This window comes from Azospirillum sp. TSH100 (assembly GCF_004923295.1).
Classification (GTDB): Bacteria; Pseudomonadota; Alphaproteobacteria; order Azospirillales; family Azospirillaceae; genus Azospirillum.
The window spans coordinates 156015-169517 of the sequence record NZ_CP039634.1 but is presented as its reverse complement, the minus strand read 5'-3'; the positions used below and the strand labels follow the sequence as shown (position 1 = coordinate 169517).

The following is a 13503-nucleotide window of genomic DNA, read 5'->3' as shown; positions in this document are numbered from 1 at the left end:
GGGAGGACGGGTCTCATGGAAAACGCGATCGAAAAGCACACCATCGCCGTGCTGGTGGACAACGAGCCGGGCGTTCTCGCCCGCGTCATCGGGCTGTTCTCCGGCCGCGGCTACAACATCGAAAGCCTGACGGTGGCGGAGGTGAACAACGCCGACCACCTGTCGCGCATCACGCTCGTCACCTCCGGCACCCGGATGATCATCGAGCAGATCAAGGCGCAGCTCGGCCGGCTGGTTCCGGTCCACCGCGTCCATGATCTGACCGACGAGGGGCCGTCGGTGGAGCGCGAACTGGCGCTGGTCAAGGTGGCCGGCACCGGAGACCGCCGGATCGAGGCGCTGCGCCTCGCCGACATCTTCAAGGCCAAGGTGGTGGATGCAACGCTCACCAGCTTCGTCTTCGAGTTGACCGGCACCACCGAGCAGGTCGACGACTTCGTCGGCCTGATGACTCAGCTCGGCCTTGTCGAGGCCAGCCGCACCGGCGTGGTCGCCATGTCGAAGGGGCCGGCGGCGTTCTAAGGTCTCGCCAGTTAAGGCCTTTTGGTATTCTACGCAAGATCGGGGCGACAAAAACGCAAGGAAGCTCTGCGCTCCGTCGCCCGGTCGAGCAATTGTTTCCCTTGACGGTCGGCTTTGCTCAATGGAGTAATCCGCCGCAGGAAACGCACTCAGTCTTCGTTCGTTGCGAATTCAAGGAACCATCTCCATGCGCGTCTATTACGATCGTGATGCCGACGTCAACCTGATCAAGGGCAAGAAGGTCGTCATCGTCGGCTACGGCAGCCAGGGCCACGCCCACGCCCACAACCTGCGTGACAGCGGCGTGAAGGACGTGCGGATCGCGCTCCGCCCGGGTTCGGCCACCATCAAGAAGGCCGAGACCGCCGGCTTCACCGTGATGACCCCGGCCGAAGCCGCCGCCTGGGCCGACGTCGTGATGGTTCTGACCCCGGACGAACTGCAGGCCGACCTGTACAAGGACGATCTGGCCCCGAACATGAAGCAGGGCGCCGCCCTGGCCTTCGCGCACGGCCTGAACGTCCATTTCAACCTGATCGAGCCGCGCGCCGACCTCGACGTGTTCATGATCGCGCCGAAGGGCCCCGGCCACACCGTGCGCAGCGAATACCAGCGTGGCGGTGGCGTGCCGTCGCTGGTCGCCGTTCACCAGAACGCCTCGGGCAACGCGCTGGACATCGCCCTGTCCTACGCCTCGGCCAATGGCGGCGGCCGTGCCGGCATCATCGAGACCACCTTCAAGGAAGAGTGCGAGACCGATCTGTTCGGTGAGCAGGCCGTGCTCTGCGGCGGCCTGACCGAGTTGATCCGCGCCGGCTACGAGACGCTGGTCGAGGCGGGCTATGCCCCCGAGATGGCTTACTTCGAGTGCCTGCACGAAGTGAAGCTGATCGTCGACCTGATGTACGAGGGCGGCATGGCCAACATGCGCTACTCGATCTCCAACACAGCCGAATACGGCGACTACCGCACCGGCCCGCGCATCATCACGCCCGAGACCAAGGCCGAGATGAAGCGCGTGCTGACCGACATCCAGGAAGGCCGCTTCGTCCGCGACTGGATGCTGGAATGCAAGGCCGGCCAGCCGTCCTTCAAGGCGATCCGCCGCCGCAACGCCGAGCACGAGATCGAGAAGGTCGGCGAGAAGCTGCGCGCCATGATGCCGTGGATCGCCGAGCGCCGTCTGGTTGACAAGTCGAAGAACTGATCCGGCGCAAGCCTGTCGGTTTTGATGGAAGGCGCGCCCCTTCGGGGGCGCGCTTTTCCTTTTGGCGATATGCCTTTGGCGCCGTCGTCTTTTCGCTCTAGCCCAACCAGAGCGCGAGGGCGCGATTTACCCAATGGAATCAAGAGCCCTGCATTGGAAATAGGGGCTGTGTACCGGTTCGGCTTCAACATGTTGTCCGCAGGAATGCGAACTGGTAGAGTGGAGTTGGATAATAAAGAACGCACGCGAAAGATAAGAATTGAAATGGGAATCAGTGCTTCCGTTTCTCCTGTAGCTGAAGGCTTGCTGCTGGTTGGCGGGGGGCGAAATGCCCGCAATCTTATTTGTATTCTGGAAACGGCCGGAATTACCGTCGGTGGGGTTGTGGATGACCGGCCTGCCGGATCGGTTCTCGGGCATGAGGTTGGTTTCATCGATGATGTGGACGGTGCGACGGTCGATGCACTCCTGACCGTTGCCGATCCCGATCATGCTCAATCCATACGCGAGCGTCCGGCCCTGCGTGGCTGCCGTTGGCCGCGAATCATCCATCCGTCCTCGGTGGTTTCTTCCCACGCTCAGATGGGTGAGGGGTGCTATATCGGCCCCTTCGCACTTGTCACCGATGTCGATCTCGGCAGGCATGTTCATCTCTTCGCGCACAATGTCCTGGGCGCGCGGGTCGCGGTTGGCGATTTCAGCGTCGTCCTGCCCCATGCGACGGTGGCGAGCGATGTGCGGATCGGCAAGCGCTGCATGATCGGAATGGGCGCACGCATCCATGCCGGAGTCAGCATCGGCGACGATTGCCGGATCGGCGTCAATGCCGTCATCCGAAATGACATGCCCGACGGGTCGATCGCCATCTGCAATCGTCCGACATCCATCCGAAACCGTCTTACCTTTGCGAGAACTGCACGCAAAGGCGAGTGATCCATAGGGAAATGCCCCAGCCAGGCGGCCATCCAATTACCCTGCCTGCCGCCGTCACATGAGCCAGACCATGATCCTTGTCCTTACCTATGCCAAGGTCTGCACAACCTCCATAACCGAGTTGCTGGCCGCGCGCTTTCCGGGTGAGGTCTTCAACAGTCACGGGCTCGAATCCTGGCTGCACGAGCCTCTGGCGGATGCTCTCGCCTTGCGGGCGACGGCGCAGCAGGACATGCCGCTATTCCACACGGAGGCGCCCGGGATCGCCCGTCGCTTGGCCGAGGCCATGGCCGCCGACGAGACCGTGACCATCGTCAGCGGTGTCCGCGACCCCATCGCCCGCTCGATTTCGGTCGCTATGCAGAACCTCGAAGCCGACTTCGCGGACTGCCTTGGCGCCACGGCGGAGGCGACGGCGGAGGCTCTCGCTGCGCGCATCGGTGATCTGTGGCTCCGCGACACGCCTGACGGCGATCCCAATCGCCTTTATCTGGAGCGGATGATCCGTGCTCCCCTGATCTGGTTCCGGGAAGAGATCGAGAAGCCCTTCGGTTTCGATCTGCGGGCGCATGCGTTCGATCGGGAGCGCGGCTACTCGATCCTGACCAAGGGGAATGTGCGCCTTCTGCTGTTCCGCCACGAGAGCGCACCGACGGCGATCCAGAACGGACTGGCCGAACTCTTCCCGGGGATGGAGTTCCACCTGCCGCATTCCAACGACGGCACGACCAAACCGACGAGCGAGATCTATCGCGCTCTGAAAAGACGGTTTCGCCTGCCCCGTCCAGCGTTGGAGGCGATCTATGCCCATCCGGACGTCAGCAGCTATTATGGTGCGGACGAGATCGCCGGCGCCATCGAGCGCTGGGCCGGGGATACCCCCGTCCAACCGCCGGCCGCTCCGCATCAGAGCTTTGCGGCGACGGTCTTCATTCCATTGCGCAACCATGCGGTCTGGATCGGCCAGCAACTGGACAGCCTGTTTTCGCAGTGGCGGTCGGACATCGAACTCGTTCTGATCGATGACGGGTCCGATGACGGCAGTCTTTCCGTGGCCTTGGAACGATTGGCCGGCCGGCCGGACGTGGCCGCGACGGTGATGCGGAATGGCGAGGCGATCGGTCATGGCATGCTGCCCAGTCTCGTCGCCTTCTCGCGGGCGCCGTTGCTCATCCAGGCGGACAGCGACGACATCACCCTCCCGGGCCGGCTTGACACGATCATCGGTCATTTCGCCGCCCATCCCGGTTGCCGGCTGTTCACGTCCAATGCGGTCCTGCTGAGCGAGAATGGCATCCCGATCTCGCTCAGCGGCGCGGAAATGCCGGACACCGTCTTCGACGACCCCGTCACCTTGGTTGACCGGCAGATGGAACCCTGCTGGCTTGGCGCGTCGTCGGCTTATCATCGTTCGGTGATCGAGGCATTTCCGCCGCTCGACCCCGAACTCTGCCCCTATGGCCTCGATCTTCTTACCGGTTTCCGGGCAACGCTGCTGGGAAGCCATCATTACCGGTCGCGTCCTTTGGTCGGCTGGCGGCAACATGCCGGCAACAGCCACCGGGTCAGCGGGTGGCAGGGGTCCGATCTCGCCTGCCAGGAACACTCCGCTGCCTTGAAGCTCATGGTCTGTGCGCAGCGCCTGCGCGATCTCGTCTGGCTGCGTGCCCAGGGAATGCTCGATCCGGTGCTGGCGGCCGCGACCGAGGCGCGCTGGAACGCTGATTTCCTGGCACAAACCGACCATTGGATGCGATCCCGCAACCGCCTTACCGGAACGCATGCCGCTTCGGCTCCTCGGGAGGCGGGCGTGAATGATGCGAGTCGGCGCCACATTCCGGCAATCCCGCCGATCGCCACACTGCTGCGTGGACGGGAATATCCGGTGGCGCTTGGTCTCGGCTCCATTCTGTCCGGTTGGAGCGGCTTCCATTGCCATGAAGAACATTGGATCTGGACCAGCAGGCAGGCGGTCGTCGTCCTGCGCGTTCCGGAGACCGCCTGCCAGTCGCTGCTTGTCACGCTGGCAGGTCTTCCCTATTACGGGCGGCAGTCGGTCTTTCTGTCCCTGAACTTTGCCGCGCCGGTCGAGGTCAAGCTGGCTTTCGGTCAAACCGTATCGGTGGCCCTACCGATCCCCCGGCGCGAGGACAGGCAAGACGGTCTTCTGACCCTCTGGATCGACGCGCCCGATGCCGTCCGCCCTGTGACGATCGATCCTCGCAACAGCGATGCCCGTCTTCTCGGCGCCGCAGTGTTCGGGCTGCAAGTGGCCTGAGGGAACAGGACGCCGGCGCGGGCTCTCCCTGGAAGCGTCGCTCCGATCAGGAAAACTCAGCCCCGCGGTTCCGGCATGCCGTTCGGCGGGGTTTCGGCAACGGCGGCGCGGCCGGGGTCGCGCTTCTGGGTTTCCAGCAGGATGTCGCGGGCGATGGGGGCTGCCGCGGTGGAACCACCGCCGCCATGCTCGACAAAGACCGCGCAGGCATAGCGCGGCGCCTGGATCGGCGCGAAGGCGACGAACAGTGCATGGTCGCGCTCGCGCCAGGGCAGGTCCTCGTTCTTCTTCACGCCGTTGTTGCGCTCGGCCATGGTGATGCGGCGGACCTGGGCCGAACCGGTCTTGCCGGCCATCTCATAGCCGACCTCGGTGATTCGCGACTTGAAGGCGGTTCCGTTGGGGGCGTTGGTCACCTCGGTCATGCCGCGCAGCACGATGTCGAGGTTCTCCTTCTTCACGCCGATGCTGGGCCAGGCGGTCTGTTCGCCGCTGACCGTCTTGATCTGTTTGGTCAGGTGCGGCTTCACCGCATAGCCGCCGTTGGCCAGCCGGCAGGTCATCACCGCCAGCTGCAACGGCGTCGCCAGCACATAGCCCTGGCCAATGGAGGCGACCAGCGTCTCGCCCATGTCCCAGTTCTTGCCCAGCGTCGCCTTCTTCCAGGCGATGGAGGGAATCAGGCCCGCCCGTTCGTGCGGCAGGTCGATGCCGGTGCGATTGCCCAGCCCGAATCGGTTGGACATCTCGGCGATGCGGTCGATGCCGATGCGGCGGGACACATCATAGAAGAAGACGTCGCAGGAATGGCGCAGCGCGCCGACGAAGTCGACGGTACCGTGCCCGCCCCGCTTCCAGCAGTGGAAGCGGTGGTCGCCCAGCTCCAGATGGCCGGGGCAGAACACGGTGTGCCGGTTGCTGACCACTCCCGATTCGAGTGCCGCCAGCGCCGCCATCATCTTGAAGGTGGAGCCTGGCGGATATTGCCCGACCACCGCCTTGTTGTTCAGCGGCGTCGCCTGATTGGACAGCAGCTCCTCCCACAGCTCGGCGCTGATTCCCATGGTGAACTGGTTGGGATCGTAGCTGGGGTGCGAGCACAGGGCATAGATGCCGCCGGTGTGGACGTCCATCACCACGGCCGAGGCGCTGACCTCCTGGGACAGCCGTTCCTGCACGAAGCGTTGCAACGCCATGTCGATGGTCAGCTGCACCTCGCGTCCGGACTGCCCCTCGTCGCGCGACAGTTCACGGATGACGCGGCCGACCGCATTGACCTCCAACTGGCTGGTGCCGGCGGTGCCGCGCAGCACCTTCTCATGGAACTTCTCGATGCCGGCCTTGCCGATGCGGAAGCCGGGCAGGGACAGCACGGGATCGCTGTTGCCGCTCAGTTCCGACTCCGACACTGCGCCGACATAGCCCAGGATATGGGCGGTCGCATCCGCCTGCGGGTAATAGCGCAGTTCACCCACCTCGATCGCCACGCCGGGCAGGTCGGGGGTGTTGGTCTCCAGCGTCGCCACCTGTTCCCAGCTCAGGTTCTCGCGAACGGTTACCGGCACGAAGCGGCGCTTTCGGTGCAGTTCGCGCAGCACGCGGCGGCGGTCGCCGTCGGTCAGCGGCACGATGCGGGAGATCTTGTCGAGCGTCTCCTGGATGTTGTGGGTGCGCTCCGACACGACGACGACGCGGTAATTCTGCTGGTTGACCGCCAGCGGCACACCGAAGCGGTCGACGATGTTGCCGCGCGACGGGGCGATCAGCCGCAGGCTGATGCGGTTCTCCTCCGCCAGCATGGTGTAGCGCGCCGACTCGACGACCTGCAGGTAATAGAGGCGACCGACCAGCGCGGACAGGCCGGCCAGCTTGATTCCGCCAAGTACCAGGGCGCGGCGCGCCAGAAGGCGGGAACGGTCGGTGTCGCGATCAATCGAACTCATGAGACCCGTCGGGACCCTTTACCCATTCAGGAACGCGCGGTGGACGCGGATCAGCAGCCAGCCCACCGCTGGAAACACCGCCACCGTCAGCAGGCCCTGGAACAAGGCCGGCAGAATTGACAGCGTGGCGGCGTCGAGCACGGAGAAGGCCAGCCATTGCAGCAGCACAGCACCCGCCATCACCATCGTGAAGCCGACCCACAGCAGGGCGAAGGTGCTGGCCAGAAACACCCGGCGCTGGTTCAGAACCGCCCATTGGGCGACAACCAGCAGGAGGGCATTGACGCCCAGCGGTCCGCCGATCAGGAAATCCTGAAGCAGTCCGATCAGAAAGGCCACCCCCGGACGCATCAGGTCAGGCCTGTGGATCGTCCAGTAATAGACGGAGACCAGCGTCAGGTTCGGCGCAACCGGGGCATAGCCTGGGGCCGGTACCGGAATCATGCCGACCAGCACCATCATCACCGTGACGGCGAAGGGCGCCAGATTGCGCCCGGTCTTGTCCACCTTCTGCCAAAAGGTCGCCGTCATGTCGGCGAGTCCCCGGCCGGCGGATCCTCCGCCCGGATCACTTCCACAACCGGCTCATTTCCACTCTGGTGACGGGTCCAGATCGGTGCTCGGCAGGCCGAAATCGACCAGCCGCAGATGCTCCACGCGCGACAGGTCGGCGCTGGGCAGCACGCGGACGCCGCGCTCGCTCACGGCGGTCACCACACCCACCGGAAGACCGGGCGGGAACAGTCCGCCATCACCCGAGGTCACCACCCGCTCGCCCACCTGGATCGGTGAGTCGGGTGGCAGATACAGGAGCTTGGCCTGATCGGAGTTGTCACCGGCCAGGATCGAGCGCTGCCGCGTGTTGGACAGGATCACCGGGATGCGGGCGTTGATGTCGGTCAGCAGCAGGACGCGGGACGACCATTCGCCGACCTCGATCACCCGGCCGACCAGACCGGCCCCGGCGAGTGCGGCCTGGCCCTTGCGCACCCCGTCGCGCTTGCCGGCGGTAACCACCAGGGTGCGGACGAAGGAGCTGCCTGGTGTCGCGATGACACGGGCGGCGATGTAGTTGACCGACGGCTCGGGACGGACCCGCAGCAGGCTGCGCAGGCTGTTGTTCTCAGCCTCCAGCCGCAAGGCTGCCTGCTTCCATTGCAGAAGGCGGGCGTTCTCGGCCTTCAGCCGCTGGTTTTCGTCGAAGGCGTTCTCAAGCTCCACTGCCGATTCAACCACGCGTGCCGCAGTGGCGGCGGGGCGGGAAATGGCATCGAGGATGGGAGCGAAGGCATCGGTCACGCGCGCGCGCGCGCTGTCCACCGAGACAGACTCGATCTTGCCGATCATCATCAGCGCGACGGAGGCCAGGACCAGCAGAAGGAAGGAGAAACGCTGCGCAAGAGCCCGCAAGGGGGCGGCAAGGCGGATGACGGAGCCGGATGAGCGTGGCTTCACAGGAAATTCCCGTCCAGATACGCGGTCCGTCTCCGGTCCTCACCGCCAGGGTGGACGGGGGACCGGAGGCCTTCCAACCAGGGATACACCAATCAGTAGGCGCTGACCAAGACGTTTCGCAGCGTCTTCATCTCCTCCAGTGCGCGGCCGGTGCCGAGCGCCACGCAGGAGAGGGGATCGTCGGCGATCGACACCGGCAGGCCGGTGGCGTGGCGAAGGACGAAGTCCAGGTTGCCCAGCAGGGCGCCGCCGCCGGTCAGCACGATGCCCTTGTCGACGATGTCGGCGGCCAGTTCCGGAGCGGTGTGCTCCAGCGCCACCTTCACCGCCTCGACGATGGCAGAAACCGGTTCGGCAAGCGACTCGGCGATCTGCCGTTCGGAGATGATCAGCTCCTTCGGCACGCCGTTCATCAGGTCACGACCCTTGATCTCCAGGATGCGGCCTTCACCGTCCTCGGGCGGACAGGCGGAGCCGATTTCCTTCTTGATCCGTTCGGCCGAGCCTTCACCGACCAGCAGATTGTGGCTGCGGCGGATGTAGCCGATGATCGCCTCGTCCATCTTGTCGCCGCCGACGCGGACCGACCGGGAATAGACGATGCCGCCCAGCGACAGCACGGCCACCTCTGTGGTGCCGCCGCCGATGTCGACGACCATCGAGCCCGTCGGTTCGGTCACCGGCAGGCCGGCGCCGATCGCGGCAGCCATCGGTTCCTCGATCAGGAAGACGCGGCGGGCGCCTGCGGCCTCCGCCGATTCCTGGATCGCCCGGCGTTCGACCGCGGTCGACCCCGACGGCACGCAGATGATGACCTGCGGGCTGGCGAAGCTGCGGCGGTTGTGAACCTTGCGGATGAAATGCTTGATCATTTCCTCCGCGACTTCGAAATCGGCGATGACGCCGTCGCGAAGCGGCCGGATGGCTTGGATGTTGCCGGGGGTACGGCCAAGCATCATCTTCGCCTCGTCACCGACGGCGAGAACCTGCTTTTTGCCGCGCACGTTGGCGATGGCGACGACGGACGGTTCGTTCAGGACGATGCCGCGGCCCTTGACATAGACCAGGGTGTTGGCCGTCCCCAGATCGATCGCCATGTCGGCGGACAGAACGCCGAGCAGTTTGGAGAGCATGGAGCTGACGAACTCTATCAAAGCGGTTGAGACGGCCGAGCCGGCGGGCTGGCATGGCATGCCCGCCAACGGTTCCATAGTCGAATGCGCCCGCACGCTCAAGCGGAGAGTGCGCCCGGCATCCCTGATACCTGCCGCGGACAGGGTCTTCGGCGAACCGGCGACCGTCGCGGCACAGCGTCTGGTGATGGGGACATTGGCTGGTTAGGGTTAATATTCCGTCAACGGGCGGAAGCCCGACGGTCAAGCCCGTTCCAATTCGCCGAAAACCCCGCAGGCCGGTGTGACGGTGAAGTGTCTATCGCTGTCGATGCTGCGTCGCAATAGACTTTTGACAGACCAGATGATGGATCGCGGTGACTTATCAGTGATGATCCGCCGATGATTTCGCGCCGGCTTTCTCTGCCGGTTTGTGTGCGGGCCCATGATGACCTTCCAGCCGGTCCATGCAAGCGAGAAGGACACCGGAAATCACGAAGGTCATGTGGATGATCACCAGCCACATCAACTCGTCGCGCGAGGTCTGCGACAGGTTCATGAAGGCCTTCAGCAGGTGAATGCCCGAGATGGCGACGATGGAGGCGATCAGTTTCAGCTTCAATCCACCGAAATCGACCTTGCCCATCCAGTCCGGCCGGTCTTCGTGATTGGCGACGTCGATCTTGGAGACGAAGTTCTCGTATCCCGCGAAGATCACCATCAGCAGAAGGTTGCCCGCGAAGGACAGGTCGATCAGCGTCAGAACGGCCAGCAGCACGTCCTTCTCGCTCATTTCCAGTACATGCGGGATGATGTGCAGGATCTCTTGCGTGAACTTCACCAGCAGGGCGCCGAGAGAGACGACGAGCCCCAGATAGAAGGGGGCGAGCAGCCAGCGGCTGGCGAAGATGACCTGTTCAAAGCGGCGTTCGATCATGGCGGGTTCGGCATGTCGTTGGGGGAGCGGGGCAGGGGAACATGTGTCGCAATGCTGCGCCGCAAAATCAATCGGGCAGTTTCGACGGCGCGCGCAAGGGTGGGAATAGGGGCTGGGGAACCGCCTTTGGTCATAGGCGCTGTCATCGTACCGTAACGTCCCGGCGCTATGGTGAGGCATTTGGAAGAGACCGCCGGGAAGGGTTTGGCGACCATGAAGACCTCCGCTCCGCACATCGTGTCCGCGTTCGAGGACGCGCTGAAGCGGCTGAAATCCGCCATCGTTCAGATGGCCGGCGCTGCGGAGACGCAGATCGACCAGGCTCTGACCTGCCTGGCCCAGCGCAATCCCGAGCTTGCGCGGGAAATCGTGGAGTCGGATGCCCGACTCGACTCCTTCGAGCACGACATCGAAGCCCATTGCATGCGCCTGCTGGCTTTGCGCCAGCCGGTGGCCGACGACCTGCGCGAAGTGATCGCGGCGCTGAAGATCGCCGGTAACCTGGAACGCATCGGCGACCATGCCGCCAACACCGCCAAGCGCGCCGTCGCCATCTTCAGCCTGTCGGACTCCGGGTCGCTGGCGGGGCTGCCGCAGTTGGGCCGGCTGGTGCGCGAACGGCTCAGTGCCGTGATCGACGCCTATGTCGACAATGACGGCGAGGCCGCCTTGCGGATCTGGCGCACCGACGACGAGGTGGACGCGCTGTACACCAGCCTCGTTGCCGAGGTGGAGCGGTCCGCACTGGCTGCGCCTGAGCAGTTCACGGCCCACATGCACATGATGATGATCGCGAAGAATCTGGAGCGCATCGGCGACCACGCCACGAATATCGCCGAGGTCGTCTATTTCGTCAGCACCGGCCAGACATTGCTGGACCAGCGTCCGAAGGCCGACCATTCCTACGATCCGGTGGGCTGACAGCGGGCGGAAACGGGGGCGCCGCACGGCACAGGGCCATCTTGCGGCGCATCACCACGCCTAAGGGGGATAGCAATTCCGTTGCGGAGCGATCACGTTAGCATGACGATGCTTCCGTCGCCCGCACACGAGACATTATCCACCTGATGACCGACGACCTGATCCGCCTTTATGCCGCCATCCTCGACCGCCAGCAGATGGACCCGGCGCAGTCCAAGACCGCACGGCTGATCGCTGCCGGGCCCAAGAAGATCGCCAAGAAGGTTGGCGAGGAGGCGGTCGAAGTGGCGTTGGACGCCATGAACGAGGATCGCGAGGGCGTGATCAACGAAAGCGCCGACCTGCTCTATAACCTGTCGGTGCTGTGGGCGACGCTGAACATCCATCCAGACGATGTCTTCGCCGAGATCCGCCGGCGTGAGGCGCTCTACGGAATCGCCGAGAAGCTGCCGAAGACCGTGCCGGAGCGCTGAGGGCGCTCAAGCCACCCCCAGACTTTCCAGCAGTGGCAAGCGTCGTTGCGCGAAGAACGCATGGCGGCGCGTAAGTTCCGCACGGCTGGCGTCATCCCCCTCGCAGCGCTCGCCGTTGCGGCCCAGCACGATGCCGTCGGCCGACAGATGGCGCCAAGTGAAGGCGGCAGGCTCTTCGTTCAGACGGGCGGCGAGTAGGAACAGCGCCTCGACCCGCGACACCGGCACCCCGGCGCCCAACAGCGGCGAGGCGAGTTGTCCCGGCGTGTCGGCGAAGCGGTGGCGATCCAGAACCGCGGCGTTGAAGCGGTCACAGGAGACCCTCCGTTCGGTAAAGCCATCCTCGGGCATCACCGGCGCCGCCAAGGACAGGCTGGTCAGCAGGACCAAGGCGCGCAGCACCGCGTCTTCCCCCTGTGCCGCCAGGGCCGGGCGGGCGAGCAGTGCGTCGAAGCTCTGGGCGCCTTCGGCCAGCGCCTCGCCCAGCGGATGGTAGAGGGACTGCGGGAAGGGCAGGCGGCCGGCCGGGGTGGAGGCCACCTCCGGCAAATCGTCGGCCGTCACCAGAAGGGTGAACCGGGTTTCTCCCAGCAGCAGGCGTCGTTCGGCCAGCCCCAGCCGCTCGCCGCCCTTCACGAACAGGTCGCGGCGGAAGCTGCGGTTGGTCATCACGTCGCGCAGGGTCTCCGCCTTGGCTGGATCGCGCGCCTCATCCGCCATCGCCCGCTGGGCGGGGGAGAGGATGAGATCGTCCAACTGTTCCATCGGCACGGCGGCGCCGGCAAATTCCAGCTTGGCGGCCGCAAGCTCACGCGCCACGTCGGCATGGTAGAAGGCGGTCCAGTCGCCGTTCAGATATTCGTGGGCGATGTAGTTCGGTGATTTGTGGCGAAGCTGCTCGATCCGCTCGACCACGCCATCGGTGTTGGCGAACCAGCCGCCGCCCTGCGCCGCCATCCGGGCGGCGAACTCCACCGCGGCGGCGATCCGCTCGGGCAGGGGGCCGTCGCCCTCGGCGCAACGCTCCACCAGCAGGCGGCGCAGCGGCATGTGGGCCAGCGTGCCTGGCAGGGCGTTGTAGCTGACGAAGACCACGCCGCCCGGCGCCAGCCGGCGGCGCAGCACCTCCAGCAGGATCGCCCGGTTCTCCGCACTGACCCAGGACCAGACGCCGTGCAGCGCGACCGCGTCCAGCATCGGCCCGTCGCGCCGTGCATACTCGGCGAAGCTTTCCTCCAGGAACGCGGCATTTCCCAGCCCTGCATCGGCGGCCAGTCGGCGGGTGCCGGCGATGTGGGAGGGGTTGAAGTCCATCGCCTCGAACCGGGCCGTTGGATGGGCACCGGCCAGCAGCGCGCTGGTCAGGCCGTGGCCGCAGCCGGGCTCCGCCATGGTGAAGCGGCCATGGCGCAGCGCCTCGGGCGGACGCCAGCCGCGCAGAGTCAGGGCGAAGCAGAGCATGGCCGGCGACCAGTCGCGATAAACGGCGCGGATATAGTCGATGCCGCCGACATAGCCTTCGGTCCAGCCGCCCATCCCTGATCTCCCGTTCCGATGCCCCATTTCGACAGCGCCGGTGTAGCCGCCGGGGATGGAGTCCGGCCACCGAAAAGCGCGCGCCAAAAAATTCACATGGGGTGCGATTTTGCTATCGACAGGCCCAAAGCCCTTCGCTATAAACCGCGCCACACCGGCCGGGACAACGGCTTGGCCGGCGCGATG

General features: G+C 65.1%; 12 protein-coding genes. 6 read left to right on the top strand and 6 right to left on the bottom strand.

Features of this window, described 5'->3' with window-relative positions; translation table 11 throughout:
- Positions 1-15: 15 nt before the first annotated feature.
- From ilvN to E6C72_RS00810, 4 genes are all read left to right on the top strand, one after another.
- Complete coding sequence (ilvN, locus tag E6C72_RS00825) at positions 16-522, top strand: acetolactate synthase small subunit (RefSeq protein ID WP_085089969.1); 507 nt, start codon at positions 16-18, stop codon at positions 520-522.
- 187 nt (positions 523-709) lie between these two features.
- Positions 710-1729 (top strand): ketol-acid reductoisomerase, encoded by a 1020-nt coding sequence (gene ilvC / locus E6C72_RS00820; protein ID WP_012974735.1) that lies wholly within the window; start codon positions 710-712, stop codon positions 1727-1729.
- 168 nt (positions 1730-1897) lie between these two features.
- On the top strand, positions 1898-2662 hold the full coding sequence (locus E6C72_RS00815) for an acetyltransferase (protein WP_158280237.1): 765 nt from the start codon (positions 1898-1900) through the stop codon (positions 2660-2662).
- A gap of 70 nt (positions 2663-2732) precedes the next feature.
- Complete coding sequence (locus E6C72_RS00810) at positions 2733-4940, top strand: putative capsular polysaccharide synthesis family protein (RefSeq protein ID WP_158280236.1); 2208 nt, start codon at positions 2733-2735, stop codon at positions 4938-4940.
- A 56-nt stretch (positions 4941-4996) separates the two neighbouring features.
- Here E6C72_RS00810 and mrdA read toward each other — a convergent pair whose 3' ends face one another.
- From mrdA to E6C72_RS00785, 5 genes are all read right to left on the bottom strand, one after another.
- Positions 4997-6883 (bottom strand): penicillin-binding protein 2, encoded by a 1887-nt coding sequence (gene mrdA / locus E6C72_RS00805; protein ID WP_109444133.1) that lies wholly within the window; start codon positions 6881-6883, stop codon positions 4997-4999.
- Positions 6884-6901: 18 nt separating this feature from the next.
- Positions 6902-7414: a rod shape-determining protein MreD gene (gene mreD, locus E6C72_RS00800; RefSeq protein WP_109444132.1), complete on the bottom strand. Its 513-nt coding sequence runs from the start codon at positions 7412-7414 to the stop codon at positions 6902-6904.
- Positions 7415-7468: 54 nt separating this feature from the next.
- Positions 7469-8338 carry a rod shape-determining protein MreC gene (mreC, locus tag E6C72_RS00795; protein ID WP_109444131.1) on the bottom strand — a complete coding sequence of 290 codons (870 nt, stop codon included), beginning with the start codon at positions 8336-8338 and terminating at the stop codon, positions 7469-7471.
- Positions 8339-8430: 92 nt separating this feature from the next.
- Positions 8431-9471, bottom strand: a complete 1041-nt coding sequence (locus E6C72_RS00790; protein ID WP_012974729.1) for a rod shape-determining protein — start codon at positions 9469-9471, stop codon at positions 8431-8433.
- A 364-nt stretch (positions 9472-9835) separates the two neighbouring features.
- Positions 9836-10387: a TIGR00645 family protein gene (locus E6C72_RS00785; protein ID WP_109444129.1), complete on the bottom strand. Its 552-nt coding sequence runs from the start codon at positions 10385-10387 to the stop codon at positions 9836-9838.
- A gap of 213 nt (positions 10388-10600) precedes the next feature.
- Between E6C72_RS00785 and phoU the strand changes: the two genes are divergently transcribed.
- Both phoU and hisE read left to right on the top strand, forming a co-directional pair.
- Positions 10601-11308: a phosphate signaling complex protein PhoU gene (gene phoU / locus E6C72_RS00780; RefSeq protein ID WP_109444128.1), complete on the top strand. Its 708-nt coding sequence runs from the start codon at positions 10601-10603 to the stop codon at positions 11306-11308.
- Between the two features lie 146 nt (positions 11309-11454).
- Entirely contained in the window at positions 11455-11781 is a 327-nt protein-coding gene (gene hisE, locus E6C72_RS00775; RefSeq protein ID WP_109444127.1) for a phosphoribosyl-ATP diphosphatase, read from the top strand.
- Between the two features lie 6 nt (positions 11782-11787).
- Here hisE and E6C72_RS00770 read toward each other — a convergent pair whose 3' ends face one another.
- The gene (locus tag E6C72_RS00770) at positions 11788-13317 is read right to left on the bottom strand and encodes a class I SAM-dependent methyltransferase (protein WP_109444126.1); all 1530 of its coding nucleotides are present in this window, start codon (positions 13315-13317) and stop codon (positions 11788-11790) included.
- Positions 13318-13503: the final 186 nt, after the last annotated feature.

Excerpts from the sequence above, each read along its gene's own strand:
- ilvN (WP_085089969.1), top strand. The coding sequence starts at position 16 with ATGGAAAACGCGATCGAAAAGCACACCATCGCCGTGCTGGTGGACAAC.
- ilvC (WP_012974735.1), top strand. The coding sequence starts at position 710 with ATGCGCGTCTATTACGATCGTGATGCCGACGTCAACCTGATCAAGGGC.
- E6C72_RS00810 (WP_158280236.1), top strand. The coding sequence starts at position 2,733 with ATGATCCTTGTCCTTACCTATGCCAAGGTCTGCACAACCTCCATAACC.
- mrdA (WP_109444133.1), bottom strand. The coding sequence starts at position 6,883 with ATGAGTTCGATTGATCGCGACACCGACCGTTCCCGCCTTCTGGCGCGC.
- mreD (WP_109444132.1), bottom strand. The coding sequence starts at position 7,414 with ATGACGGCGACCTTTTGGCAGAAGGTGGACAAGACCGGGCGCAATCTG.
- E6C72_RS00790 (WP_012974729.1), bottom strand. The coding sequence starts at position 9,471 with ATGCTCTCCAAACTGCTCGGCGTTCTGTCCGCCGACATGGCGATCGAT.
- E6C72_RS00785 (WP_109444129.1), bottom strand. The coding sequence starts at position 10,387 with ATGATCGAACGCCGCTTTGAACAGGTCATCTTCGCCAGCCGCTGGCTG.
- phoU (WP_109444128.1), top strand. The coding sequence starts at position 10,601 with ATGAAGACCTCCGCTCCGCACATCGTGTCCGCGTTCGAGGACGCGCTG.
- hisE (WP_109444127.1), top strand. The coding sequence starts at position 11,455 with ATGACCGACGACCTGATCCGCCTTTATGCCGCCATCCTCGACCGCCAG.
- E6C72_RS00770 (WP_109444126.1), bottom strand. The coding sequence starts at position 13,317 with ATGGGCGGCTGGACCGAAGGCTATGTCGGCGGCATCGACTATATCCGC.